Here is a 25,222-nt window from a genome sequence, read left to right as displayed (position 1 = left end):
AACCTTTTCAATCAACGCTTCTGGGTCAGGGCGCGACGTTCGAATTCGACGATGCGCTGACGGTAGTGCTCGATGGTCTGCGCGGTCAGGACGCTGCGCTGGTCATCTTTCAACTCGCCGTTCAGTTCCTGGGACAGCTTGCGGGCTGCCGCGACCATCACGTCGAAGGCCTGCTTCGGATGGCGCGGGCCTGGCAGGCCGAGGAAGAAGCTCACCGCCGGGGTACTGAAATGGTCGATGTCGTCCAGATCGAAAATGCCCGGTTTGACCGCGTTGGCCATGGAGAACAGCACTTCACCGTTGCCGGCCATGCTTTCGTGACGGTGGAAGATATCCATCTCGCCGAAACGCAGACCGCTTTCCAGAATGTTCTGCAGCAGTGCCGGGCCCTTGAAGCCGGCCGGGTCGCGGCAGATCACGCTGATCACCAGCACTTCTTCGGCTTGCGGCTGATCCTTGTCGGCCACTGCCGGCGAGGACTTGGCGGCAGGTTCGACAAAATCATCGTCACGGCTGCTGAAGCTCGGGCCGCCGTCCAGATCCAGATCGAGGTTCAGGTCGCCCTGGGCCGGACCGTTGCTGCCGCGCTTGCCGCGCTTGGAACCGGATTCGCGAGGCTCGCGTGCTTCGCGGGCCGGCATGCTCACCGATGGCAGATCGTGTTCGTCCAGTTGCGGCTCTTTATGGGTATCCAGCACGCGGGCCGGGCCCAACAGCTCAGCGCTGGTGTCCTCGTCCGGCAGGTTGGACAGACTTCGGTCAAGACGGAATTTCAGTTTTCCCTTGCCGCCGCGCATACGGCGCCAGCCATCGAAAAGAATACCGGCTATCACAATGATGCCGATGACGATCAGCCACTCGCGCAGACCGATTTCCATGTAATCCCGTGCCTCTATAAAAAATGCTGAAAAATAAGGGGTTTACACTGTGCAAACCGCTTTAAAACGTGGCGCCAACTCTATGTTCTGACAGGCGTTTTGCCCACGTATACGAAAAATTGACATTAAACTAGCACGACCAAAGACAACTTTACACCGTCTGTCTCATTGGCTTGCGCGATTATGTCGATTGGCCAGCAAGTCGAAGCCGGTAAATATGTCCTACAGACTACAAATACATTTTCCGACACGCGCCGGCTCAGGCATCCACCATCGCCATCGCCTCCTCGACATCCACGGCTACCAGTCGCGAACAACCCGGCTCATGCATCGTCACCCCCATCAACTGGTCAGCCATTTCCATGGCGATCTTGTTGTGGGTGATATAGATGAACTGCACGGTCTGCGACATCTCTTTGACCAATCGTGCGTAGCGTCCAACGTTAGCGTCATCCAGTGGTGCGTCAACTTCATCGAGCATGCAGAACGGCGCCGGATTCAATTTGAAGATCGCAAAAACCAGTGCCAGCGCGGTCAGGGCCTTCTCGCCACCGGAGAGCAAATGGATGGTGCTGTTCTTCTTCCCGGGCGGCTGCGCCATGATCGTCACCCCTGTATCGAGTAGATCTTCGCCCGTCAGTTCCAAATACGCCCGCCCGCCACCGAAAACTTTTGGGAAAAGTGCCTGTAAACCGCCATTGATCTGATCAAAGGTATCTTTGAAACGGTTACGGGTTTCCTTGTCGATCTTGCGGATGACATTTTCCAGGGTCTCCAGGGCTTCGACCAGATCGGCGTCCTGGGCATCCAGATAACGTTTACGCTCGGATTGTTGCGTGTATTCGTCGATCGCCGCGAGGTTGATCGCGCCCAGGCGCTGAATGCGCGCGGCAATGCGTTCAAGTTCTTCTTCGGCAGCCTTCTCGCTGGCCTCGGCGGTCAGGGTGTTGAGCACGCCGTGCAGATCGTAGCCGTCTTCCAGCAGTTGATCTTGCAGAGCCTTGCGGCGCACGGTCAGGGCCTGCCATTCCATGCGTTGCTGTTCGAGCTGACCACGGATCAATTGCGATTGCTGCTCGGCCTGGGTCCGGCGTTTTTCCGCGTCGCGCAGTTCGCGGTCTGCGTCTTCCAAAGCGATCTGGGCGGTCTTGAGTTCGTCGTCGACGCTCATGCGCTTGTCGAGCAACTCTTCGAGTTTGAGGCGCAGCTCTTCCAGCGGTGCCTCGCCCTCCTCCAGATTCAGGCTGAGCTGTTCACGCTTTTCGGTGAGGCGCTCGGCCTGCATTTCCAGACGTTCAAGGGCCTGTCGGGTCGAATCGTGTTGTGCGCGCAGCGAGCCGAGGCGCACGGCCAATTGATGGGCGTGATCCTTGTGTTGGCGGGCTTCCTGACGCACCCGATCCAGGCGTTCGCGCAGGCTGTCGCGCTGGGCCAGCAGCAATTCGCGCTGCTCGGTGTCGAGGGCCATGGCGTCGAGAGCGTCCTGCAACTGGATCCGCGCTTCGCCGATGTTTTCGTGTTCCAGCTCGCGCTGCTCGGCGAGTTCGACCAGTTCTTCGTCGAGACGGGTGCGACGCAGGTTCAACTGCTCGGCCTTGGCTTTGCCGGCGGACAGCTGAGCTTTCAACTCGCCTTGCTGACGGGCTTCGTCTTGCAGCAAGCGACGTAGGTGTTCGCGACCGTTTTCCTGCTGACGCTGTTGCGCGCGCAGGGTTTGCAGACGGGTTTCCATGGCCTCGACCGTGGCTTCACGCTCTTCGCGTTCGGCATGCAGCGATTCGATTTCCTGGCCGCGCGCGAGCATGCCGCTTTCGGCTTCGCTGGCGCGGCGCACCCGCAGGAAATGCCGGCCGACCCAGTAACCGTCGCGGCTGATCAGGCTTTGCCCGGCAGCCAGTTGGCCACGCATAGCCAGCGCCTGTTCAAGGCTATCGACCGGTTTGACCTGAGCGAGCCATGGCGACAAATCCACCTGCGCCTCGACCTTGTCCAGCAGGCTGCCGGCCACGCGCACGCCGTCATTGCCGGGGCTGAGCAAACGCAGATCGCCCTGGGCAAAACCGGACAGATCGAAACCGTCGAAATCATCCACCAGCACCGCTTGCAGGTCGGCGCCGAGCACGGTTTCCACCGCCAGCTCCCAACCGGCCTCGACCTTCAGGCCTTCGGCGAGACGCGGGCGCTCGGCGAGGTTGTGTTCCTTCAGCCATTCGGCAGTGCCGGTGCCCGGATCGAGCGCGGCCTGCTGCAAGGCTTCCAGCGATGCAAGGCGACCATTGAGGCGCTGCAAATCGCCCTGCGCCTGTTGCTGCGCGGTCAGCGCTTGCTGCAATTCCTGACGCAGTTGCTCAAGTTTTTCGACCTGGGCTTCTTCGCTGGTCTGCAAATCTTCAAGGGTGGCTTCGGACTCGGCGAGCTGTTCGCTGAGTTCCATGATCGCCGCGTCTTCCGGATCGGCCGACAGCAGCGCGCGCTCTTCGCCCAGACGCTTTTGCCGATCGGCCAGGCGCTCCATGCTGGTTTCCAGCTGCTGGATGCGCGACTGCTGCACTTCGGCCTGACGACGGGGTTCGGCGGCGGTCAGGTTGAAGGCGTCCCACTGCTCCTGCCAGCCGTGCATCACGGTTTCGGAATCTTCCAGCGCAGCGGCGGCTTCTTCGGCGGCGGCGTTGGTGATTTCCTGCTCGGGGGTCAGTTGATCGAGCTCTTCGCCGAGGGTCAGCAGCAAGGTGCGGTCGTGGCCCAGGTGCGATTCGGTTTCGAGGCGTGCGCGCTCGGCTTCTTTCAGATCGTCCTGCAATTGGCGCAAGCGCTGCTGACCGTGCTGGATGCTCTGCTCGACCCGGGCGATGTCGCCGCCGACCGAATAGAAGCGCCCCTGCACCAGATTGAAGCGCTCGGACAGGTCATGGTGCCCGTCGCGCAGGCGTTCAATCGCCGCGTCGGCGTTGCGCTGTTCGGCGACCAGCGCTTCAAAGCTGATTTCCTGGTTGCCGATGATCGATTCGCGCTGACCGACCTGATCGTTCAGATCCTGCCAGCGCAGGGCCGACAGTTGCGCCTTGAGCTGGCGTTCTTCAGCCTTGTATTCCTGATACTTCTTGGCGGCCTCGGCCTGCCGGTGCAGGCGTTCGAGCTGGCGCTCGAGTTCTTCGCGCAGGTCAGTCAGACGGGCAAGGTTTTCGTGAGTGCGGCGGATGCGGTTTTCAGTCTCGCGCCGACGCTCCTTGTACTTGGAGATGCCGGCGGCTTCTTCGATGAAGTTACGCAGGTCTTCCGGCTTGGACTCGATCAGCTTGGAGATCATCCCCTGCTCGATGATCGAGTAGCTGCGCGGGCCGAGGCCGGTGCCGAGGAAAATGTCGGTGATGTCGCGACGACGGCATTTGGCGCCGTTGAGGTAATAAGTCGTCTGGCTGTCGCGGGTCACTTTGCGGCGAATCGAGATTTCCGCATACGCCGCCCACTCGCCCAGCAGCGTGCCGTCGGAGTTGTCGAACACCAGTTCGATGCTCGCCTGGCTCACCGGTTTGCGGCTGGTCGAGCCGTTGAAGATGACGTCGGTCATCGACTCGCCACGCAGGTTCTTGGCCGAGCTTTCGCCCATCACCCAGCGCACGGCGTCGATGATGTTCGACTTGCCGCAACCGTTCGGCCCGACGACCGCCGCCATGTTACTGGGGAAGTTCACCGTGGTCGGATCGACGAAGGATTTGAACCCCGCCAGCTTGATGCACTTGAGCCGCAAGGTCAGGCAACCGTCAGGGCGGACACCACCAGATCGCAGCTGCGCTGGGCGTAAGCCGTCAGCACGATGCGGATCTGCGGCAGGTCACGGGCGAGGACGGCGGCGAGCAGGCGTTCGAACAGTTCGAGGAACTCGCTCATCTCGGCCTTGCGCTGTTCCAGCGCTAGGAAGTACGCACGGCTCATGGCCGGTTGCAGGTTTTCCACCGTTTCCTGCAGGTACGGGTTGTTGGCGAACGGGTACGCCGCGCGCATCACGTTGAAGCTGTCGTCGACGAAGGTGCGGATGTCCTGACGCTCGTAGCTGGCGGTCAGGCGCTGCTGGATCTGCACGAACGGCGCCATGTCGGCCTGGGTCTGCCAGCCATTGGCCACGGCGTTGCCGAGCAGGATGTACAACTCGCTCATCAGCGTGCACAGGCTCTGCACCTTGTGCGCCGTCAGCTCAGTGACGTGGGCGCCGCGGCGCGGCAGGATCGCGATCAGGTGACGGCGCTCGAGGATCAGCAAGGCTTCGCGGACCGAGCCGCGGCTGACGTTCAGCGCCAGCGTGACCTTCTGTTCCTGGATACGCTCTCCCGGCTTCATTTCGCCGCGGATGATCCGTTCGGCGAGGTGGTGAGCGATTTGCTCGGCGAGGCTGTCCGGCGCCTTGAACGTCATGGTTGTCCTTCAAACTCTTCGATCTGCACAAGCGGCGCAGTGTAGCGCAATGCGCGGTCATGGCGGAGTGCCCGCACAGCGGTTTTTGGCACGAATCCCGCAAAAAAGCGCTTGATCCAATGAGGGTCAATACTGAAGAGACACGTGGTTGAGCGACAAAACGGTTTTTCCTGACCTTTAAGTCAGAAAACCATTGACCGAAAAGTCAGACCTGCTAAATTCGGCTCAAGTCGCTCAACAACAATAATGAGTCTGCGAGGCCTTCCGTGATCCAGTTTTTACTTAACCAGGAACTCCGTAGCGAGCACGCCCTGGACCCGAACCTGACTGTGCTCAACTACCTGCGCGAACACGTGGGTAAATCCGGCACCAAAGAAGGCTGCGCCAGCGGTGACTGCGGCGCGTGTACGGTGGTGGTCGGCGAGTTGCAGACGGATGACGATGGCCGCGAGCACATTCGCTATCGCAGCCTCAACTCGTGCCTGACGTTCGTTTCGTCGCTGCACGGCAAGCAATTGATCAGTGTCGAAGACCTCAAGCACAAGGGCGAACTGCACAGCGTGCAGAAAGCCATGGTCGAATGCCACGGTTCGCAGTGCGGTTTCTGCACCCCCGGTTTCGTGATGTCGCTGTTCGCCCTGCAAAAGAACAGCGATGCACCGGATCAGGCCAAGGCCCACGAAGCGCTGGCGGGCAATCTCTGCCGCTGCACCGGCTACCGGCCGATCCTGGCCGCTGCCGAACAATCCTGCTGCGGCAAGCAACCGGACCAGTTCGACGCTCGCGAAGCCGAAACCATCTCCCGCCTCAAAGCCATTGCCCCGACGTCGATCGGCGAACTCAACAGCGGCGACAAACGCTGCCTGGTGCCGCTGACCGTCGCCGATCTGGCCGATCTCTACGACGCTTATCCACAGGCTCGCCTGCTGGCCGGCGGCACTGATCTGGCGCTGGAAGTCACTCAGTTCCACCGTACCTTGCCGGTGATGATCTACGTCGGCAACGTCGCCGAAATGAAGCGCATCGAGCACTTCGACGATCGCATCGAAATCGGCGCCGCCACCGCCCTCTCCGACTGCTACGAAGCGCTGAACGCCGAGTACCCGGACTTCGGCGAACTGCTGCACCGCTTCGCCTCGCTGCAGATCCGCAACCAGGGCACCCTCGGCGGCAACATCGGCAACGCCTCGCCGATCGGTGACTCGCCACCGCTGCTGATTGCCCTCGGCGCGCAGATCGTGCTGTGCAAGGGCGAGACCCGCCGCACGCTGGCCCTCGAGGATTACTTCATCGATTACCGGGTTACCGCACGTCAGGAAAGCGAGTTCATCGAGAAGATCATCGTCCCACGCGCCACGGCCGAGCAGCGCTTCCGCGCCTACAAAGTCTCCAAGCGTCTGGACGACGACATCTCTGCCGTCTGCGCCGCGTTCAACCTGCGGGTCGAGAACGGCGTCATCACCGACGCCCGCGTCGCATTCGGTGGCATGGCCGCAATCCCGAAACGCGCCGCTCATTGCGAAGCCGTGCTGCTCGGTCAGCCGTTCAACAACGCTGTGGTCGAACGCGCCTGCACCGCGCTGGGCGAGGATTTCACCCCGCTCTCGGACTTCCGCGCCAGCAAGGAATACCGCCTGCTCAGCGCGCAGAACCTGCTGCGCAAATACTTCATCGAACTGCAAACACCGCACATCGAGACTCGGGTGACCGCTTATGTCTAACCATCACGGCGTAGAGAAAACTCAAGCTGAACTGGCTGAATTGTTCGCCAGGGACCTGACCACCGGCGTCGGCCGCAGCGTCAAGCACGACAGCGCCGCCAAGCATGTGTCCGGTGAAGCGCAGTACATCGACGACCGCCTGGAATTCCCAAACCAGTTGCACGTTTACGCACGGCTGTCGGATCGCGCCCACGCGAAAATCATCAGCATCGACACCAAGCCCTGCTACGCCTTCGAAGGCGTGCGCATCGCCATTACCCACGAAGACGTACCGGGCCTGAAAGACATCGGCCCGCTACTGCCGGGCGATCCGCTGCTGGCCATCGATGACGTGCAGTTCGTCGGTCAACCGGTGCTGGCCGTTGCCGCGAAAGACCTCGAAACCGCACGCAAGGCCGCCATGGCCGCGATCATCGAATACGAAGATCTGGAGCCGGTGCTGGACGTGGTCGAAGCCCTGCGCAAGCGCCACTTCGTGCTCGACAGCCACACCCATCAGCGCGGCGATTCGACCACGGCGCTGGCCACGGCCGAACATCGTATTCAGGGCACGCTGCACATCGGCGGCCAGGAACACTTCTATCTGGAAACCCAGATCTCCTCGGTAATGCCGACCGAAGATGGCGGCATGATCGTTTACTGCTCGACCCAGAACCCCACCGAAGTGCAGAAACTGGTGGCCGAAGTTCTCGACGTGTCGATGAACAAGATCGTGGTGGACATGCGCCGCATGGGCGGTGGTTTCGGCGGCAAGGAAACTCAGGCCGCGAGCCCGGCCTGCCTGTGCGCAGTGATCGCGCACCTCACCGGCCAGCCGACCAAGATGCGCCTGCCACGGGTCGAAGACATGCTGATGACCGGCAAGCGTCACCCGTTCTACGTCGAGTACGACGTCGGCTTCGACAGCACCGGGCGCCTGCACGGGATTGCGATGGATCTGGCCGGTAACTGCGGCTGCTCGCCTGACCTGTCGGCCTCGATCGTTGACCGGGCGATGTTCCACTCGGACAACTCGTACTACCTGGGCGACGCGACCATCAATGGTCACCGCTGCAAGACCAACACCGCGTCGAACACCGCGTACCGTGGTTTCGGCGGCCCGCAAGGAATGGTCGCGATCGAAGAAGTGATGGACGCCATCGCCCGTCACCTGAACCTCGATCCGCTGGCCGTGCGCAAGGCCAACTACTACGGCAAGACCGAGCGCAACGTCACCCACTACTACCAGACCGTCGAACACAACATGCTCGAGGAGATGACCGCTGAACTGGAAGAAAGCAGCCAGTACGCCGAGCGCCGCGAAGCGACCCGTCGCTACAACGCCAACAGCCCGATCCTGAAAAAAGGCCTGGCGCTGACCCCGGTGAAATTCGGCATTTCCTTCACCGCCAGCTTCCTCAACCAGGCAGGTGCCTTGGTACACGTCTACACCGACGGCAGCATCCACCTGAACCATGGCGGCACGGAAATGGGCCAGGGTCTGAACACCAAAGTCGCGCAAGTCGTGGCCGAAGTGTTCCAGGTGGAAATGGACCGCGTGCAGATCACTGCGACCAATACCGACAAGGTGCCGAACACCTCGCCGACCGCGGCCTCCAGCGGCGCCGACCTCAACGGCAAAGCGGCGCAGAACGCTGCCGAGACAATCAAGCGGCGTCTGGTCGAATTCGCAGCCCGCCACTACAAGGTCAGCGAAGAAGACGTGGAATTCCACAACGGCCACGTACGGGTGCGTGACCACATCCTGACCTTCGAAGCGCTGATCCAGCTGGCGTATTTCAACCAGGTTTCGCTGTCGAGCACCGGGTTCTACAAGACCCCGAAAATCTACTACGACCGCAGCCAGGCCCGTGGCCGGCCGTTCTACTACTTCGCCTTCGGCGCGGCGTGCTGCGAAGTGATCGTCGACACCCTGACCGGCGAGTACAAAATGCTGCGTACCGACATCCTCCACGACGTCGGCGCCTCTCTGAACCCGGCCATCGACATCGGTCAGGTCGAGGGTGGCTTCGTCCAGGGCATGGGCTGGCTGACCATGGAAGAGCTGGTGTGGAACAACAAGGGCAAGCTGATGACCAACGGCCCGGCCAGCTACAAGATCCCGGCCGTGGCGGACATGCCGCTGGACCTGCGGGTGAAACTGGTGGAAAACCGCAAGAACCCGGAAGACACGGTGTTCCACTCCAAGGCTGTGGGTGAGCCGCCTTTCATGCTCGGCATCGCCGCGTGGTGCGCGATCAAGGATGCGGTGGCCAGCCTTGGCGACTACAAGCATCAGCCGAAGATCGACGCGCCGGCGACCCCGGAGCGGGTGTTGTGGGGTTGCGAGCAAATGCGCCAGCTCAAGGCGGTGAAAGCCGTCGAAGCTGAAACCGAGGTCGTTTGATGATCGTTCCCACGCTCTGCGTGGGAATGCAGCCGGCGACGCTCTGCGTCGCATCCTGAACAGCGGACGCGGAGCGTCCAGTGATGCATTCCCACGCGACGGTTCGACGCCTCGACGTGGGAACGATCTGAGAGGTGAGATATGTACAACTGGATCGACGCCCTCGCCGACCTGCAGAACCAGGGCGAACCCTGTGTTCTGGTGACGATCATCGAAGAGCTCGGCTCGACGCCGCGCAATGCCGGCTCGAAGATGGTCGTCAGCGCCCGCCAGACGTTCGACACCATCGGTGGCGGGCACCTGGAATACAAAGCCATGCAGATCGCGCGCGAGATGCTCGCCAGCGGCAAGCAGGACACCCATCTGGAGCGCTTCAGCCTCGGCGCCAGCCTCGGCCAGTGCTGCGGCGGCGCCACGGTGCTGCTGTTCGAACCGATGGGCCAGGTGCAGGCGCAGATCGCCGTGTTCGGCGCCGGTCATGTCGGTCGCGCGCTGGTACCCTTGCTCGCCAGCCTGCCCTGCCGGGTGCGCTGGATCGATTCCCGGGAAGAGGAATTCCCCGAGCAGATTCCCCACGGCGTGCGCAAAATCGTCGCCGAGGAGCCTGTGGATGAAATCGACGACCTGCCCGCCGGCAGCTACTGCATCGTCATGACCCACAATCATCAACTGGATCTGGAACTCACCGCCGCGATCCTCAAGCGCAACGACTTCACCTGGTTCGGCCTGATCGGCTCGAAAACCAAACGGGCGAAGTTCGAACACCGTTTGCGTGACCGTGGTTTCGACGCCAGCGTCGTGCAACGCATGCGCTGCCCGATGGGCATCGGCGAAGTCAAAGGCAAGTTGCCTGTGGAAATCGCCATCTCCATCGCCGGCGAAATCATCGCCACCTATAACGCCAATTTCGGCCAGCACACCGCCAGTGCCGAACCGATTGCCAAACTGCTGCCGGTTTCGCGCCGCAGTCAGGCCGCCACACTCAAAGCCTCAAACTGATTAGAGAACCCTCATGCCTCTGACTCGCAAAGCCTACCGCGCCGCCATCCTGCACAGCATCGCCGACCCTGCCGAGGTCGGCATCGAAGCCTCCTACGAGTATTTCGAGGACGGCCTGCTGGTGGTCGATGACGGCAAGATCAGCGCCCTCGGCCACGCCAGCGAACTGCTGCGGACGCTGCCGGCGGACATCGAGATCGTTCATCACAAAGATGCGCTGATCACCCCGGGCTTCATCGACACCCACATCCATCTGCCGCAGACCGGCATGGTTGGCGCCTACGGCGAGCAACTGCTGGACTGGCTGAACACCTACACCTTCCCGTGCGAAAGCCAGTTCGCCGACAAGGCCCACGCCGATGAAGTGGCGGACATTTTCATCAAGGAACTGCTGCGCAACGGCACCACTACCGCGCTGGTGTTCGGCAGCGTGCACCCGCAATCGGTGAACTCGTTCTTCGAAGCGGCCGAGAAGCTGGACCTGCGGATGATCGCCGGCAAGGTGATGATGGACCGCAACGCGCCGGACTACCTGACCGACACGCCGGAATCGAGCTACGTCGACAGCAAGGCGCTGATCGAGCGCTGGCACGGCAAGGGTCGTCTGCACTATGCGGTCACCCCGCGCTTCGCCCCGACCAGCACCCCGGAACAGCTGACCCTCGCCGGCCAGTTGCTCAGCGAATACCCGGATCTGTACATGCAGACCCACATCAGCGAAAACCTCAAGGAAGTCGAGTGGGTCAAGGAGCTGTTCCCGGAGCGCAAAGGCTATCTGGACGTCTACGATCACTACCAGTTGCTCGGCGAGCGTTCGGTGTTCGCCCATGGCGTGCACCTGTGCGATGACGAATGCGCCCGCCTGGCGGAGACCGGTTCGGCGGTTGCGTTCTGCCCGACCTCGAACTTCTTCCTCGGCAGCGGCCTGTTCAACCTGCCGATGGCCGAGAAGCACAAACTGAACGTCGGCCTCGGGACTGACGTCGGCGGCGGCACCAGTTTCTCGCTGCTGCAAACCCTGAACGAAGCCTACAAGGTGATGCAACTGCAAGGTGCGCGCCTGAGCCCGTTCAAGTCGCTGTACCTCGCCACCCTCGGCGGCGCGCGGGCGCTGCGCCTGGAAGACAAGATCGGCAACCTGCAACCAGGCTCCGACGCCGACTTCCTGGTGCTGGACTACAACGCCACGCCGCTGCTGAGCTACCGCTTGAAGCAGGCCAACAACATTGCCGAAACGCTGTTCGTGCTGATGACCCTGGGCGATGACCGTACCGTAGCTCAGACCTATGCGGCGGGCGCGCTGGTACACCAGCGCTAACTGATTGCTCGATCGTTCCCACGCTCTGCGTGGGAATGCAGCCCGTGACGCTCCGCGTCACTGGACGCGGAGCGTCCCCAGAGGCATTCCCACGCAGAGCGTGGGAACGATCAGACGGACAAAAAAATCCCCCGGTACTTTGCAGTCCGGGGGATTTTTGTTGCCTGTCGATTCGCCTCAGAGCTTGACCGCCGGACGCCCTGGCTTCTTGGTCTGCAACAGGTGCGAGAACACTGCATGCAGATCGTCCGAAGCACTTTCCTCGTCGAGGTTGAGCTTGCTGTCGATGTGATCCATGTGATGCATCATCAGGTCCACCGCCAGCTCGCCATTGCGCGCTTCGATGGCATCGATCAACTGGGTGTGCTCGTCGTAGGAACAGTGCGAGCGGTTGCCGCTTTCATATTGGGCAATGATCAGCGACGTCTGCGAAACCAGGCTGCGCTGAAAGCTGATCAACGGCGCGTTCTTCGCCGCTTCGGCCAGTTTCAGGTGGAATTCACCCGAGAGACGGATGCCGGCACCGCGATCGCCACGGGAGAAGCTGTCGCGCTCGTCGTTGACCATCTGGCGCAGTTCGGCAATCTGCTCGGCGGTGGCGTGCTGCACCGCCAGCTCGGTGATCGCGCGTTCCACCAGACGTCGGGCGAGGAACACCTGACGCGCCTCTTCAACGCTCGGGCTGGCAACGACTGCGCCACGGTTCGGCCGCAACAGCACCACGCCTTCATGGGCCAGACGCGAGAGCGCGCGGCGAATGATGGTGCGGCTGACCCCGAAAATTTCCCCCAGCGCTTCTTCGCTCAACTTGGTGCCGGGCGCCAGGCGCTGTTCGAGGATGGCCTCGAAGATATGCGCATAGACAATATCGTCCTGGGTTCCGCTGCGGCCGGCTTTGCCTGCTCGCGGTTGTTTCTTGAGGGGTTGCAACTGTTCGTTCATGGGCACTCGAGTCGGGAAGAACTGCGGCGAATTGACCGTGACTGTAATACGGCACAGTGGGTCGCTGGCAAGTATCGCGTAAAAAACAGCGCGATTGTACACAATGGAAGGTGGCAACACGACTGTACGGCTGTTTGTGGCTTCGGCTGTATTGCAACGCTCCGTTACGTTTGAGTTTAGGCTTAAACCCGAAATCCGTGGTTTGAACAAGGAACGCCGCTGTCATGAACGAAATTACCCACACCCGACTGCGCCCGCTGGCGGACACATCGCCCTCCGCCATCGTCGCCGGGTTCATCGCGATGATGACCGGCTACACCAGTTCGCTGGTGCTGATGTTCCAGGCAGGGCAAGCGGCGGGCCTGACCAGCGGGCAGATTTCGTCGTGGATCTGGGCGATCTCCATCGGCATGGCGGTGTGTTCGATCGGCCTGTCGCTGCGCTATCGCACGCCGATCACCATTGCCTGGTCGACGCCCGGCGCGGCGCTGCTGATCACCAGTCTTGGCGGCGTGAGCTACGGCGAAGCCATCGGTGCCTACATTACCTGCGCGGTGCTGGTGACGATTTGCGGCCTGACCGGCAGCTTCGAACGGCTGGTGAAAAAGATCCCGGCCTCCCTCGCCGCCGCGCTGCTGGCGGGGATTCTGTTCAAGATTGGCAGCGAAATCTTCGTCGCCGCGCAACACCGCACCGGTCTGGTGCTGGGGATGTTCTTCACTTATCTCATCGTCAAACGCCTGTCGCCACGCTATGCGGTGCTTGCCGCGCTGCTGATCGGCACCGCGCTGTCGGGTTTCATGGGTTTGCTGGACTTCAGCGGCTTTCATCTGGAAGTGGCGACACCGGTCTGGACCACGCCGCACTTTTCCCTGGCCGCGACCATCAGCATCGGCATTCCGCTGTTTGTCGTAGCGATGACCTCGCAGAACATGCCCGGCATCGCCGTGCTGCGGGCCGACGGCTACAACGTCCCGGCCTCGCCGCTGATCACCGCCACCGGCATTGCGTCGCTGCTGTTGGCACCGTTCGGTTCCCACGGCATCAACCTGGCGGCCATCAGCGCGGCGATCTGCACCGGGCCGCATGCCCATGAGGATCGCAACAAACGTTACACCGCTGCGGTGTGGTGCGGGATTTTCTACGGGATTGCCGGGGTGTTCGGCGCCACGCTGGCGGCACTGTTCGCCGCGCTGCCCAAGGAACTGGTGCTGTCGATTGCCGCACTGGCGCTGTTCGGTTCGATCATCAACGGCTTGAGCATTGCCATGACCGAGGTGAAGGAGCGGGAAGCGGCGCTGATCACCTTCATGGTCACGGCGTCGGGGCTGACGCTGTTTTCCATCGGTTCGGCGTTCTGGGGGATTGTCGCGGGGGTGCTGACCTTGCTGATCCTCAACTGGCGCAAGGCTTGAGGCCTCGTTAAAAAGCAGGCATAAAAAAACGGCGACCCTCAGGTCGCCGTTTTTTTCAGTATCACTTAGCCGGGTTGATCGGCTTTTCCGGATACCAAACGTCCAGCAGCGGGCTCATTTCAGTAGAAGTCAGCTCGGAGCGGGTTTTCAGCCAGGCTTCAACAGCAGCGCGCTGCTCTTCGGAGACCGAACCACGCTTCTGCAGGCAAACCAGACCGAAGTCGTCGCCGCCGACATAGCCCAGACCGTTGGCTTCCATGGCTTCTTTGATGAATGCTTCGAGGAAAGCGTCAATGGCTTCTTCGGACAGGTCTTCTTTGAAGCCCAGGTTCAGTTCGAAACCCAGCTCTTGAAATTCATCGACGCACAGTTTTTTGCGCAGACGCTGGGAACGGTTAGTCGCCATTGGAACAATCCTCTTAAGTAATAACGGCCGGCACTTTACCAGTTTAAGCCGGCGATTGCCCGACTCTCTGGGACGTGCGTGCGACCGCCTGTAAAAAAATAACGAACTGGCGCCCTTGCGAAAGGCACAAGCTGTTACACCTTGGGGCATAATGCCGACACTTTCATGACCACTGAGGGCCTTTTCATCCATGTCCTCGTCTTTTTTCCCCTCGGCTGTAGGGTTTTATTTCATATGATCAAATCGTTGCGTCCTCTGCTCCTGGCCGGTCTTCTTCTGCCGCTGGCCCTGCCCGTCTCCGCTGCCACCATCAACACCGCCCTGACCCCCAACGTCGAAAAAGCCCTCAAGGCCAGCAAGCTGCAGCCCACCGCCCTGTCGCTGGTGATGGTGCCGCTGGACGGCCCGGGCACGCCGACCGTGTACAACGCCGACGTCTCGGTCAACCCGGCCTCGACCATGAAGCTGGTCACCACGTACGCGGCGCTGGAAATGCTCGGCCCCAACCATCAGTGGAAAACCGAGTTCTACACCGACGGCGACCTGAACGGCGGGATCCTCAACGGCAACCTCTACCTCAAGGGTGGCGGCGATCCGAAGCTGAACATGGAAAAACTCTGGCTGCTGATGCGCGACCTGCGTGCCAACGGCGTGACCCAGGTCACCGGTGATCTGGTATTGGATCGCAGCTTCTTCGTGCAGCCACAACTGCCGGAATTCAACGATGACGGCAACGACGAGAACAAGCCGTTCCTGGTCAAGCCGGATTCACTGCTGGTCAACCTCAAGGCCCTGCGTTTCGTGGCCCGCAACGACAATGGTCGGGTGTTGATCTCGGTTGAACCGCCGATTGCCAGCATCAACATCGAAAACACCGTCAAAGCGCTCAACTCCAAACAATGCACCGGCGGCGTGCGCTACAACCCGGTGCCGCAAGCCGATGGCAGCGTGACCGTGACCGTGGCCGGCCAGTTGGGCGAGGGCTGCAGCTCGCAGACTTACCTGTCGCTGCTCGACCACGCGACCTACACCGCCGGCGCCGTGCGGGCGATCTGGAAGGAACTGGGCGGCAGCATCCAGGGCAAGGATCGTCTGGCCCCGACCCCGAGCAGCGCCAAAGTGCTGGCCCGCGCGTTTTCGCCGGATCTGGCGGAAATCATCCGCGACATCAACAAGTACAGTAACAACACCATGGCTCAGCAGCTGTTCCTGAGCCTGGGCCAGAAATTCCGCAACGACGCCGACGGCGATGACGCCAAGGCCGCGCAACGCGTGGTGCGTCAGTGGCTGGCGAAGAAAGGCATCACCGCGCCGCACTTGGTGATGGAGAACGGCTCCGGTCTGTCGCGCTCCGAGCGAGTCAGCGCCCGTGAAATGGCCAGCATGCTGCAAGCGGCCTGGCACAGCCCTTACGCCGCCGAATACATCAGCTCGCTGCCGATTGCCGGCACCGACGGCACCATGCGCAAACGCCTGAAGACTACCGCGATGCGCGGCGAAGCCCACGTCAAGACCGGCACCCTGAACACCGTACGGGCGATTGCCGGCTTCAGCCGCGACGTCAACGGCAACACCTGGGCGGTGGTGGCGATCCTCAACGATAAGGCCCCGTTCGGCGCGTCGTCGGTGCTGGATCAGGTGCTGCTGGATCTCTACAAACAGCCGCGGACGCCGCAGACCGCTTCGGTTCTGTAATCCTGTAAATGATTGCTCCCACGTCGAGGCGTCGAACCGTCCGCGTGGGAATACAGCCCGTGACGCTCTGCGTCACTGGACGCGGAGCGTCCCCGGAGGCATTCCCACGCAGAGCGTGGGAACGATCAGGTGGCAGAGGGGTTCAGTTCATCTGCCGCTCAACCCGATCCCGTCCGCCCTGCTTCGCCGCATACACCCCGGAATCCGCCCGCAGCAACAGCGCGTCCGCGCCCTCTCCCGGTCGCCAGCTGGCAATCCCGAAACTGGCCGTCACCACCCCCACCACGTCGATCGGCGCACTGCGCAGGCTGTGCCATAACTCCTCGGCCAGCATGTGGGCGTGATCGCCGTCGATGTCCGGGCACAGCACCATGAACTCTTCGCCGCCCAACCGGCAGAACACGTCGGTACGCCGCAGCCGGTGACCGATGCGTTCGCAGACCGCCTGCAACACGCGGTCGCCCACCGCGTGACCGTACTGATCGTTGATCCGCTTGAAGTGGTCGATGTCGAGCATGATCACCGACAACTCGCCGCCCCCACGCTCGACTCGGGCCATTTCGGTGGTCAAGCGCTCCTGGAAATAGCGCCGATTGTGAATGCCTGTCAGGGAATCGGTCACCGACAGTGCGCGCAGTTCTTCTTCGACGCGCTTCAGGTCGGAAATGTCGGAGATATAACCGTGCCACAGCACGCCGCCGCCCGGCAGTTCCTCCGGGGTCGCCTCACCGCGAACCCAGCGCAGACCGCGCCCGGGCAACTGCACGCGGTATTCCTCGCGCCATGGGCTGAGGTTGTCGGCCGAGGCGCGGATCGACTTGCGCACGCGGCTGACGTCCTGCGGGTGGATGCGGGTGAAGATCGCTTCGGCGTTGAGCAGCAGCACATCCGGCTCCAGCTCGTAGATCTCGCGGATGCCGTCGCTGGCGTAGATAACGCTGAAACGCCCGTCGAATTCCATCTTGAATTGATAGATCCCACCGGGAACGTGGGCGCTGAGTTTCTTCAACAGCACGTCCCGCGCGGCCAGCGCTTCGTGCACGCGCTTGCGCTCGGTGATGTCGATGCAGATCGCCAGATGGCCGACCCACAGCCCCTGCTCGTCCAGCACCGGCGTGGCCAGCATGTTCACTGGAATGTGGCTGCCGTCCTTGCGCACCAGCGTCCACTCGCGCGCCTCGTGCCCGCCCACTTCCCCGCCCTCCACCAGCATCGCCTGACAGGTCGGAATGGTCTTGCCATAACGGGCGCTGAGCTCCGCCGCGCGGGCCACCAGTTCCCGGGGAAAGTGCAGATTTTCCAGGGTCATGTGGCCGACCACTTCGCTGCTGAGATAACCGAGCATCTGCTCGGCACCGGGGTTGAAGGTGTTGATCACCCCGCGCAGGTCAGTGGCGATGATTGCAACCTGGGTCGCCGCGTTGAGCACCCCGCGCAACTGGCCGTGGGTGCCGCGCAGTTCCTGTTCGCGCTCATGCAGCTCCTGGGTGCGCAATTCGACCATGCGCAACGCGCGCTGGCGCTGACTGACCAGCACATAAAGCAGCGCGCTCAGCAGCAGACTGAGCAATCCGCCCAGCACCACCACGCTGCCAACCGACGAATGGTTGGCCTGCATGAACGCCTCGCTGGGCGAGATATCCACCTGATAGTCGTGATCGGCCATGCGCACCAGCCGGGTAGCGGACAGATCGCTCGGCGCCGGTTCATTGGTCGATTCGAACAGCACTTCATGCTGATCGTTGGTAGACAGATCGAGGATGCGAACCGACAGATAGTCATGGAACGCATCCGGCAAACCGTCCGCCAGCAGCTGACGCATGCTGATGACGGCCATCACGTAGCCGTATGATCTGGGCTCGCCTTCGCGCAGCACCGGTGCCACCAGCAATACGCCGCGGGCGTAAGCCGGCTCGATACCGACCAGATGCATCGGCTGCGACACTGCCAGACTGCGAAGCTGGTCGGCGCGCTCCAGGGTCGAGCGGCGCAACGGCTGAGCCAGCAAGTCGTAACCCAGCGGAGAACCGAGCCGGCTCTGGGTCTGGCTGTACAACACCACCACGTATTCATCGCGGGCGGAGGCCAGTTGCAGTTCGCCGCGCGCATTGAGTTCGCGCACGCTGAAGGTGCTCAGGCCCTCATCTCGCACGCGCTGCTCGAAGGCGGCACGTTCGGCACCGCTCACCCGCAAGGCAAACGAATAAGCCTGGGTGCGCAGCAATAGAGGATGGGTGTAACCGTCGAATTCGGCGCGGGACACCGATTCGGAGTTGGCGAAGAACCGGCGCAGGCCATCGAGACGTTGCTCCTGATCCTGAAAACGCTCTTCGATGCGGCTGTAGCGCTCGTTGGCCAGCAGCTGAAAGCGTTGGCGCAACTGGCTGTGAAACTGATTGAGGGTGCCCCAGGCGAGCAGCCCCGTGAGAATTCCGCCGGCGAGCAATACCAGCACCCCGACCAGCCAGGCCGAGACGTCTTCGCTGATAAAACCCAATATCTTCGGGCGCACGGGGTGCAACGACATAAAAGCCACTCACTACGTCAGCATCTGCGGGAAAAACCCCATCGGCCGTGTGTGAGTTATAGCTATTAGCCACTAATTTGGCTAGCTCTGAACGGATCCAAGAGCCTTTAAAAATCAAGGCTCTGTGGATCCAATTTTGCAGAGCGTCAACGAGCCGTGATTTTCCAGGCGCGGTGGATCTTGCCGTTACGGGCGAAATCCGGGTCGATGGTGCTGGCGGTGATTTCCTCGACCGCGTAACGCTCGGCCAGGTTGTCTTCGAGCTGGAACTTGCGGAAGTTGTTGGAGAAGTACAACACCCCACCGCTCGCCAGTCGGGCCATGGCCAGGTCGATCAACTGCACCTGGTCACGCTGCACGTCGAAGATGCCTTCCATGCGCTTGGAGTTGGAGAACGTCGGCGGATCGATGAAGATCAGGTCGTATTCGTCGCGGGAATTCTCCAGCCACGCCATTACATCGCCCTGCTCCAGACGGTTCTTGTCGGAGAAACCGTTGAGCGACAGGTTGCGGCGCGCCCAGTCGAGGTAGGTTTTCGACAGGTCGACGCTGGTGGTGCTGCGCGCACCGCCCTTGGCCGCGTGCACACTGGCGGTCGCGGTGTAGCAGAACAGGTTGAGGAAGCGCTTGCCGGCGGCCTCTTTCTGGATCCGCATGCGCATTGGCCGGTGGTCGAGGAACAGCCCGGTGTCGAGGTAGTCGGTGAGGTTGACCAGCAACTTCACACCGCCCTCGGTCACTTCATTGAACTTGCCCTGAGCCGCCTGACGCTCGTACTGCTTGGTGCCGCTCTGACGCTCGCGGCGCTTGACCACCACGCGGCTCTTGTCGATGTTCAGCGCCTGCGGGATGGCCGCCAGCGCATCGAACATGCGGATCGAGGCTTTTTCCGGGTCGATCGACTTCGGCGCGGCGTATTCCTGAACGTGCACCCAGTCGTGGTACAGGTCGATGGCCATGGCGTATTCCGGCATGTCCGCATCGTAGACGCGGTAGCAATCGATGCCTTCACGCTTGACCCACTTGCTCATGGCCTTGAGGTTCTTCCGCAGGCGGTTGGCAAACATTTGCCCGCCTTCACTCAGGCGCGGTTGCTCGATCACTGGCGCCGGGGCCGGCGTCGGTTTGATCGGATTGCCGTTCTTGTTGAACTTGCGCTCTTGCGGCTCATCCGGCGTCTGATCGTAGGCGGCTTGCTCGCGTTCGGCCTGACGTTGCTCCGGGGTGCGACGCTCGCCGGTGACGAACTGATCCGGCAAGACTTTGATCAACAGCAGCTTGCACGGCAGCGCGCCGTTCCAGAACGAATACTGCTTGTGGCTGCGGATGCCCATGCGCTTGCCCAGGTCCGGCGCGCCGGTGAACACCGCCGCTTCCCAGTTCAGGCAGGCCTGACGCAGACGCTCGCCAAGGTTCTGGTAGAGGTACAACAGGCTGGCTTCATCACCCAGACGCTCGCCGTACGGCGGGTTGCAGATGACCAGGCCTTTCTGGTTCTGGTCCGGACGCGGCTCGAAGGTCGCCACTTCGCCCTGATAGATCTTGATCCACTCGCTCAGGCCGGCGCGTTCGACGTTGTTGCGGCCCGGCTGAATCAGGCGTGGGTCGGCTTCATAACCACGAATCCACAGCGGCGGCTTGGCCAGACCGGCAGCGGCGCGCTCGACCGCTTCTTCATGCAGCTTTTTCCATAGCGCCGGCACGTGGCCGAGCCAGGCGGTGAAGCCCCACTGCTCGCGACGCAGGTTCGGCGCCATGTCGGCGGCGATCATGCCGGCTTCGACCAGGAACGTGCCGACACCGCACATCGGGTCAGCCAGCGCGCCACCTTCGGCGGCGATGCGCGGCCAGCCGGACCGGATCAGGATCGCGGCCGCGAGGTTTTCCTTCAGCGGCGCGGCGCCCTGCTGCAAGCGATAGCCGCGCTGGTGCAGGCTGTGGCCGGAAAGGTCGAGGGACAGAATCGCTTCGCCGCGATCCAGGCGCAGGTGAATGCGCAGATCCGGGTTGAGCTTGTCGATGCTTGGGCGGTCGCCCTGCGGGGTGCGCAGTTTGTCGACGATGGCGTCCTTGACCTTCAGGGCGCCGAAGTGGGTGTTGTCGATGCCCGAACCGTGGCCGCTGAATTCCACGGCCAGGGTGCCGTCGGCCAGCATGTGATCCTGCCAGTCGACGTCGAGTACACCGTGGTACAGGTCTTCGGCGTTTTTCATCGGGAAACGCTTGAGCACCAGCAGCACCCGGTTGGCCAGACGCGACCAGAGGCACAGGCGATAAGCGGTTTCCATGGTCGCCATGCCACGCACGGCGGAGGTGTGTTCGCGGGCCTCTTCAAGGCCAAGCCCGACGGCTTCCTCGATGAGCAGGCCTTCAAGGCCTTTGGGGCAAGTGAGGAAGAGTTCGAAACGGTCGGACATGGTTTTTCCAGAGCCTTTGGCTAATGAACCGGCAACGCATTGCCGATCCGGTTTTCAATCAGGCGCTTTTCTACAAGAGCGCCCGCGTGGCACGAAGGTGTGCCGTTCCATCCCCGCTGCTCGGGTTAAAAGAGCTTAGATGCCGGGACAGATAAAAAAGTTGAAGCAACAAAATGACTCAAAGCAACCCTTCGTCGAATAGTACCCCAGCGTAAACGTGGGTCATTCTCACTAAAGGATTAACCTCATCATGCAGCGCGGGGCCGATCATACCGGGGTTTGGCCAACAAACATTGGATAAATACGCGGTTACTTATGGCCATAGCATCTTTTTCGTTACGTCCTTATGACAAAACGGTCATTCCATCGATGTGACTCATTGGTTAGAACTGGACACAGGTTGACGTCGCAACGGCGTCAACACCTTGGCTCGCCACGCCGGCAGCGAGCCGCCAACGGCAGAGTTTTTCTGCCAGACCTCAATTGAGGTCGACGCGACAAAAACAGTCAACAAGTGAGGGAAACACCCTATGAGAAGACTTAAGCGTGATCCGTTGGAAAGAGCATTTTTGCGCGGATATCAATATGGCGTTGGTGGCAAATCCCGTGAGCTTTGCCCATTTACTCTACCGTCGGTACGTCAAGCCTGGATCAACGGCTGGCGAGAAGGACGCGGCGACAACTGGGACGGTATGACCGGCACTGCGGGAATCCACAGACTCAACGAACTTCACGCCGTCGGCTGACACAGGGCACTTATTCCGACACGACAATCTGATTTCGTAACAACCTGATCACCATGCACGTCCTTCCCGGACGGCGGGCTACGGCCCAGGGGCTCCTTCGAGGAGCCCTTTTTCATGCCTGCCTTTTATGTCCGCCGATCAGCGCTTGGCGGCGATCGCGTCCACGGATTCGCGGATCAGCGCCGGGCCCTTATAGATGAAGCCGGAGTAGATTTGCACCAGACTCGCGCCGGCAGCGATCTTCTCGGCCGCATGCTTGCCTTCGGTGATGCCACCCGCCGCGATGATCGGCAACTTGCCGCCCAGCTCGGACGCCAGCACTTTCACGGTGTGGGTGCTCTTCTCACGCACCGGCGCGCCGGACAGACCGCCCGCTTCGTCACCGTGTTCCATGCCTTCGACGCCCACGCGGCTGAGGGTGGTGTTGGTGGCGATCACCGCGTCCATCCCGGTTTCGATCAGTGCTTGCGCGACTTGCGCGGTTTCTTCGTCGGTCATGTCCGGCGCGATCTTGATCGCCAGCGGTACATGTTTGCCATGGCGCAGGGCCAGTTCGGCGCGGCGCGTGGCCAGGTCCGCCAGCAACTGCTTGAGCGAGTCGCCGAATTGCAGGCTGCGCAGGCCCGGGGTGTTCGGCGAGCTGACGTTGACCGTGACGTAGCTGGCGTGGGCGTAGACCTTGTCCAGGCAGATCAGGTAGTCATCGACCGCACGCTCGACCGGGGTGTCAAAGTTCTTGCCGATGTTGATCCCCAGCACGCCCTTGTATTTGGCCGCCGCCACCCGCGCCAGCAGGTTATCCACACCGAGGTTGTTGAAACCCATGCGGTTGATGATCGCCTCGGCTTCCGGCAGGCGGAAAATCCGTGGTTTCGGGTTGCCCGGCTGCGGACGCGGGGTCACGGTGCCGATTTCGACAAAACCGAAACCCAGCTGCGCGAAGCCGTCGATGGCCGCGCCGTTCTTGTCCAGACCGGCCGCCAGACCCACAGGGTTCGGGAACTGCAGGCCCATGACATTCACCGGCAGCGACGCCGGCGCCTTGCACAGCAAGCCGTTGAGGCCCAAACGCCCGCCCGCGCCGATCAGATCCAGCGACAGATCGTGGGAGGTTTCCGGGGAAAGTTTGAACAACAGCTGACGGGCCAGGGTGTACATGGGCGGCTATGACTCGGGCGGCGAAAAGAGGCGGCGATTATAGCCGGGCATCCCCCCGCCGCGCGAGGCGCACGGTTAAATCGGTGCGCATGGCATATGCCTTGCACCCTCCTCGGCATCAGCCCGCAGGCCAATGGTGGCGCGCAGGCAAGGACAATGGCGTCGTCTCTCGGTTTTGCGCGGGCAAAGCCTGGGACGACGTTTTTTTTGAGGGTGGCTTTCATGACTCAAACTTCCGCCGGGCCGCTGGCCTGGGTCAACGGCAGCGATGCCCCGGAAAAAAGCGCGATCAATCTGGGCTTCATGGCCCTCAGCGACTGCGCCTCGCTGGTGGTCGCGGCCACTCAGGGCTTTGCTCAGCCTTACGGGTTGACCTTGAATCTCAAGCGTCAGAGTTCCTGGGCCAACCTGCGAGACAATCTGGTCAGCGGCGAGCTGGATGCCGCCCACAGCCTTTACGGCCTGATTTACGCGGTGCACCTGGGCATCGGTGGCGTCGCGCCGACTGACATGGCGGTGCTGATGGGTCTGAACCAGAACGGCCAGAGCCTCAACCTGTCCCACGGCTTGCAGGGCCTGGGCGTGACCGGTCCTGAAGCGCTGCACCACCATGTGCACCAAACCCGCGCAAAACTGACCTTCGCCCAGACCTTTCCGACCGGCACCCATGCCATGTGGCTGTATTACTGGCTGGCGAGCCAGGGCATTCATCCGTTGCAGGATGTCGACAGCGTGGTGGTGCCGCCACCGCAAATGGTCGCGCACCTGCAGGCCGGGCGTATTGATGGCCTCTGCGTTGGCGAGCCGTGGGCGGCCAGCGCCGTGCAGCAGGATCTCGGTTTCACGCTGGCGACCAGCCAGACCATCTGGCCCGATCACCCGGAAAAAGTCCTCGGCTGCACCCGCGCCTTCGTCGAGCAATACCCCAACACCGCCCGCGCGCTGGTGATGGCGGTCCTCGAAGCCAGCCGTTTTATCGAAGAAAGCCCGGAAAACCGCCGCAGCACCGCGCAACTTCTCAGCGCCAGCGAGTACCTCGACGCCCCGGTGTCCTGCATCGAACCGCGCTTTCTCGGCAACTACGACGATGGCCTCGGCAATCGCTGGCAGGATCCGCACGCCCTGCGCTTTCACGGCGATGGCGCGGTGAATCTGCCGTACCTGTCGGATGGCATGTGGTTCATGACCCAGTTCCGCCGTTGGGGTTTGCTGCGCGATGACCCGGATTACCTCGCCGTCGCCCGTCAGGTGCAGCAACTGGAGATCTATCGCGACGCGGCGACTGCTGTGGGCGTCGCAGCCTGGGGCAAGGACATGCGCAGCAGCCAGTTGATCGACGGCAAAATCTGGGACGGCAGCGACCCGGCCGCCTACGCCCGAAGCTTCAAGCTCCACGCGCTGAGCGACAGCGCGCCCCTTTTCGCCCAACGCTGACAGGAGACCGCGAACATGCTGCGCATTCTGCTGATCAACGACACCGCGAAAAAAGTCGGACGCCTGAAAGCCGCGCTGACCGAGGCCGGTTTCGAGGTGATCGACGAGTCGGGCCTGACCATCGACCTGCCGGCGCGCGTCGAAACGGTGCGTCCGGACGTGATCCTGATCGATACCGAGTCACCGAGCCGCGATGTGATGGAGCAAGTGGTGCTGGTCAGCCGCGACCAGCCACGGCCGATCGTGATGTTCACCGACGAACATGACCCCGGCGTGATGCGTCAGGCGATCAAGTCCGGGGTCAGTGCCTACATCGTCGAAGGCATTCACGCACAGCGCTTGCAGCCGATTCTCGACGTGGCCATGGCCCGCTTCGAGAGCGATCAGGCCTTGCGCGCCCAGCTTCAGGCCCGCGACCAGCAACTGGCCGAGCGCAAACGAATCGAACTGGCCAAGGGCCTGCTGATGAAAATGAAGGACTGCAACGAAGAAGAGGCCTACACCCTGATGCGCCGCCAGGCCATGAGCCGCCAGCAGAAACTGATTCAGGTGGCGGAGCAGATCATTGCGATGAGCGAGCTGCTTGGCTGAGCTGGCACAAATCTCGCTAAGCAATCCCTACAGGTAACCAACGGCGGTTGCCCCACCTACGACAAAGACGTCGCTCACCTTCTTCGCCCCTTTCGGCGATCCGGGTAGCGGCGTTTTTGCGTTTTGGCCCCACAGCCCGGGGCCGGTGGTGCGGCCGTGGCGGCGCCCCACTGTGCTGG

The 25,222-nt window shown here is 61.9% G+C and carries 17 protein-coding genes; 9 read left to right on the top strand and 8 right to left on the bottom strand.

The genetic code is table 11. The features are described from left to right. Positions 1 to 11 precede the first annotated feature (11 nt). From zipA to EIY71_RS04245, 3 genes are all read right to left on the bottom strand, one after another. Complete coding sequence (gene zipA / locus EIY71_RS04255; RefSeq protein ID WP_064378762.1) at positions 12 to 878, bottom strand: cell division protein ZipA; 867 nt, start codon at positions 876 to 878, stop codon at positions 12 to 14. Positions 879 to 1,137: 259 nt separating this feature from the next. After that, a complete protein-coding gene (gene smc, locus EIY71_RS04250) occupies positions 1,138 to 4,626 on the bottom strand; it encodes a chromosome segregation protein SMC (protein ID WP_134020606.1) in 3,489 nt (1,162 codons plus the stop codon). A gap of 2 nt (positions 4,627 to 4,628) precedes the next feature. Continuing rightward, positions 4,629 to 5,288, bottom strand: a complete 660-nt coding sequence (locus tag EIY71_RS04245) for a GntR family transcriptional regulator (protein WP_011333269.1) — start codon at positions 5,286 to 5,288, stop codon at positions 4,629 to 4,631. A gap of 266 nt (positions 5,289 to 5,554) precedes the next feature. Here EIY71_RS04245 and xdhA point away from each other — a divergent pair, with 266 nt between their 5' ends. The 4 genes from xdhA (at position 5,555) to guaD (ending at position 11,712) form a co-directional block, all read left to right on the top strand. Further along, positions 5,555 to 7,009, top strand: a complete 1,455-nt coding sequence (xdhA, locus tag EIY71_RS04240; protein ID WP_134020603.1) for a xanthine dehydrogenase small subunit — start codon at positions 5,555 to 5,557, stop codon at positions 7,007 to 7,009. Further along, positions 7,002 to 9,395, top strand: a complete 2,394-nt coding sequence (gene xdhB / locus EIY71_RS04235; RefSeq protein WP_134020600.1) for a xanthine dehydrogenase molybdopterin binding subunit — start codon at positions 7,002 to 7,004, stop codon at positions 9,393 to 9,395. Before xdhA ends, xdhB begins: the two co-directional genes overlap by 8 nt. A 141-nt stretch (positions 9,396 to 9,536) precedes the next feature. Then, entirely contained in the window at positions 9,537 to 10,394 is an 858-nt protein-coding gene (gene xdhC, locus EIY71_RS04230) for a xanthine dehydrogenase accessory protein XdhC (RefSeq protein ID WP_007952025.1), read from the top strand. 13 nt (positions 10,395 to 10,407) lie between these two features. Further along, a complete protein-coding gene (gene guaD / locus EIY71_RS04225) occupies positions 10,408 to 11,712 on the top strand; it encodes a guanine deaminase (RefSeq protein ID WP_134020598.1) in 1,305 nt (434 codons plus the stop codon). 177 nt (positions 11,713 to 11,889) lie between these two features. Here the strand turns inward: guaD and EIY71_RS04220 are convergent, their stop codons facing one another. Further along, entirely contained in the window at positions 11,890 to 12,654 is a 765-nt protein-coding gene (locus EIY71_RS04220) for a GntR family transcriptional regulator (RefSeq protein ID WP_007952027.1), read from the bottom strand. A 224-nt stretch (positions 12,655 to 12,878) separates the two neighbouring features. Here EIY71_RS04220 and EIY71_RS04215 point away from each other — a divergent pair, with 224 nt between their 5' ends. Then, complete coding sequence (locus tag EIY71_RS04215) at positions 12,879 to 14,069, top strand: benzoate/H(+) symporter BenE family transporter (RefSeq protein ID WP_134020595.1); 1,191 nt, start codon at positions 12,879 to 12,881, stop codon at positions 14,067 to 14,069. A gap of 61 nt (positions 14,070 to 14,130) precedes the next feature. Here the strand turns inward: EIY71_RS04215 and EIY71_RS04210 are convergent, their stop codons facing one another. Next, the gene (locus tag EIY71_RS04210) at positions 14,131 to 14,475 is read right to left on the bottom strand and encodes a YggL family protein (protein ID WP_134020592.1); all 345 of its coding nucleotides are present in this window, start codon (positions 14,473 to 14,475) and stop codon (positions 14,131 to 14,133) included. 234 nt (positions 14,476 to 14,709) lie between these two features. Here EIY71_RS04210 and dacB point away from each other — a divergent pair, with 234 nt between their 5' ends. Next, entirely contained in the window at positions 14,710 to 16,170 is a 1,461-nt protein-coding gene (gene dacB / locus EIY71_RS04205) for a D-alanyl-D-alanine carboxypeptidase/D-alanyl-D-alanine-endopeptidase (protein WP_007952030.1), read from the top strand. 142 nt (positions 16,171 to 16,312) lie between these two features. On the opposite strand, the gene EIY71_RS04200 is transcribed toward dacB, so the two are convergent. Next, on the bottom strand, positions 16,313 to 18,697 hold the full coding sequence (locus EIY71_RS04200; RefSeq protein WP_102686946.1) for a diguanylate cyclase: 2,385 nt from the start codon (positions 18,695 to 18,697) through the stop codon (positions 16,313 to 16,315). 146 nt (positions 18,698 to 18,843) lie between these two features. After that, positions 18,844 to 21,114 carry a bifunctional 23S rRNA (guanine(2069)-N(7))-methyltransferase RlmK/23S rRNA (guanine(2445)-N(2))-methyltransferase RlmL gene (rlmKL, locus tag EIY71_RS04195; RefSeq protein WP_134020589.1) on the bottom strand — a complete coding sequence of 757 codons (2,271 nt, stop codon included), beginning with the start codon at positions 21,112 to 21,114 and terminating at the stop codon, positions 18,844 to 18,846. 530 nt (positions 21,115 to 21,644) lie between these two features. Here rlmKL and rmf point away from each other — a divergent pair. Further along, complete coding sequence (gene rmf / locus EIY71_RS04190) at positions 21,645 to 21,860, top strand: ribosome modulation factor (protein ID WP_003223300.1); 216 nt, start codon at positions 21,645 to 21,647, stop codon at positions 21,858 to 21,860. Between the two features lie 138 nt (positions 21,861 to 21,998). Here the strand turns inward: rmf and EIY71_RS04185 are convergent, their stop codons facing one another. Beyond that, complete coding sequence (locus EIY71_RS04185; protein WP_011333259.1) at positions 21,999 to 23,018, bottom strand: quinone-dependent dihydroorotate dehydrogenase; 1,020 nt, start codon at positions 23,016 to 23,018, stop codon at positions 21,999 to 22,001. A 222-nt stretch (positions 23,019 to 23,240) separates the two neighbouring features. Here EIY71_RS04185 and EIY71_RS04180 point away from each other — a divergent pair, with 222 nt between their 5' ends. Both EIY71_RS04180 and EIY71_RS04175 read left to right on the top strand, forming a co-directional pair. Continuing rightward, positions 23,241 to 24,452 (top strand): CmpA/NrtA family ABC transporter substrate-binding protein, encoded by a 1,212-nt coding sequence (locus EIY71_RS04180; RefSeq protein ID WP_102718655.1) that lies wholly within the window; start codon positions 23,241 to 23,243, stop codon positions 24,450 to 24,452. Between the two features lie 15 nt (positions 24,453 to 24,467). Further along, complete coding sequence (locus EIY71_RS04175; RefSeq protein ID WP_007916390.1) at positions 24,468 to 25,043, top strand: ANTAR domain-containing response regulator; 576 nt, start codon at positions 24,468 to 24,470, stop codon at positions 25,041 to 25,043. Positions 25,044 to 25,222 lie beyond the last annotated feature (179 nt).

The organism is Pseudomonas sp. CH235, from assembly GCF_004368175.1.
Classification (GTDB): domain Bacteria; phylum Pseudomonadota; class Gammaproteobacteria; order Pseudomonadales; family Pseudomonadaceae; genus Aquipseudomonas; species Aquipseudomonas paraglycinae.
Note: the sequence above shows the minus strand (reverse complement) of the source record. Positions and strands in the feature narration are given on the sequence as shown.

Bases quoted from the DNA above. Each gene is read 5' to 3' on its own strand.
- EIY71_RS04215 (WP_134020595.1), top strand. From the start codon at position 12,879: ATGAACGAAATTACCCACACCCGACTGCGCCCGCTGGCGGACACATCG.
- rlmKL (WP_134020589.1), bottom strand. From the start codon at position 21,114: ATGTCCGACCGTTTCGAACTCTTCCTCACTTGCCCCAAAGGCCTTGAA.
- EIY71_RS04200 (WP_102686946.1), bottom strand. From the start codon at position 18,697: ATGTCGTTGCACCCCGTGCGCCCGAAGATATTGGGTTTTATCAGCGAA.
- EIY71_RS04220 (WP_007952027.1), bottom strand. From the start codon at position 12,654: ATGAACGAACAGTTGCAACCCCTCAAGAAACAACCGCGAGCAGGCAAA.
- EIY71_RS04175 (WP_007916390.1), top strand. From the start codon at position 24,468: ATGCTGCGCATTCTGCTGATCAACGACACCGCGAAAAAAGTCGGACGC.
- EIY71_RS04210 (WP_134020592.1), bottom strand. From the start codon at position 14,475: ATGGCGACTAACCGTTCCCAGCGTCTGCGCAAAAAACTGTGCGTCGAT.
- EIY71_RS04180 (WP_102718655.1), top strand. From the start codon at position 23,241: ATGACTCAAACTTCCGCCGGGCCGCTGGCCTGGGTCAACGGCAGCGAT.
- rmf (WP_003223300.1), top strand. From the start codon at position 21,645: ATGAGAAGACTTAAGCGTGATCCGTTGGAAAGAGCATTTTTGCGCGGA.
- xdhB (WP_134020600.1), top strand. From the start codon at position 7,002: ATGTCTAACCATCACGGCGTAGAGAAAACTCAAGCTGAACTGGCTGAA.
- xdhC (WP_007952025.1), top strand. From the start codon at position 9,537: ATGTACAACTGGATCGACGCCCTCGCCGACCTGCAGAACCAGGGCGAA.
- guaD (WP_134020598.1), top strand. From the start codon at position 10,408: ATGCCTCTGACTCGCAAAGCCTACCGCGCCGCCATCCTGCACAGCATC.
- EIY71_RS04185 (WP_011333259.1), bottom strand. From the start codon at position 23,018: ATGTACACCCTGGCCCGTCAGCTGTTGTTCAAACTTTCCCCGGAAACC.
- zipA (WP_064378762.1), bottom strand. From the start codon at position 878: ATGGAAATCGGTCTGCGCGAGTGGCTGATCGTCATCGGCATCATTGTG.
- EIY71_RS04245 (WP_011333269.1), bottom strand. From the start codon at position 5,288: ATGACGTTCAAGGCGCCGGACAGCCTCGCCGAGCAAATCGCTCACCAC.
- dacB (WP_007952030.1), top strand. From the start codon at position 14,710: ATGATCAAATCGTTGCGTCCTCTGCTCCTGGCCGGTCTTCTTCTGCCG.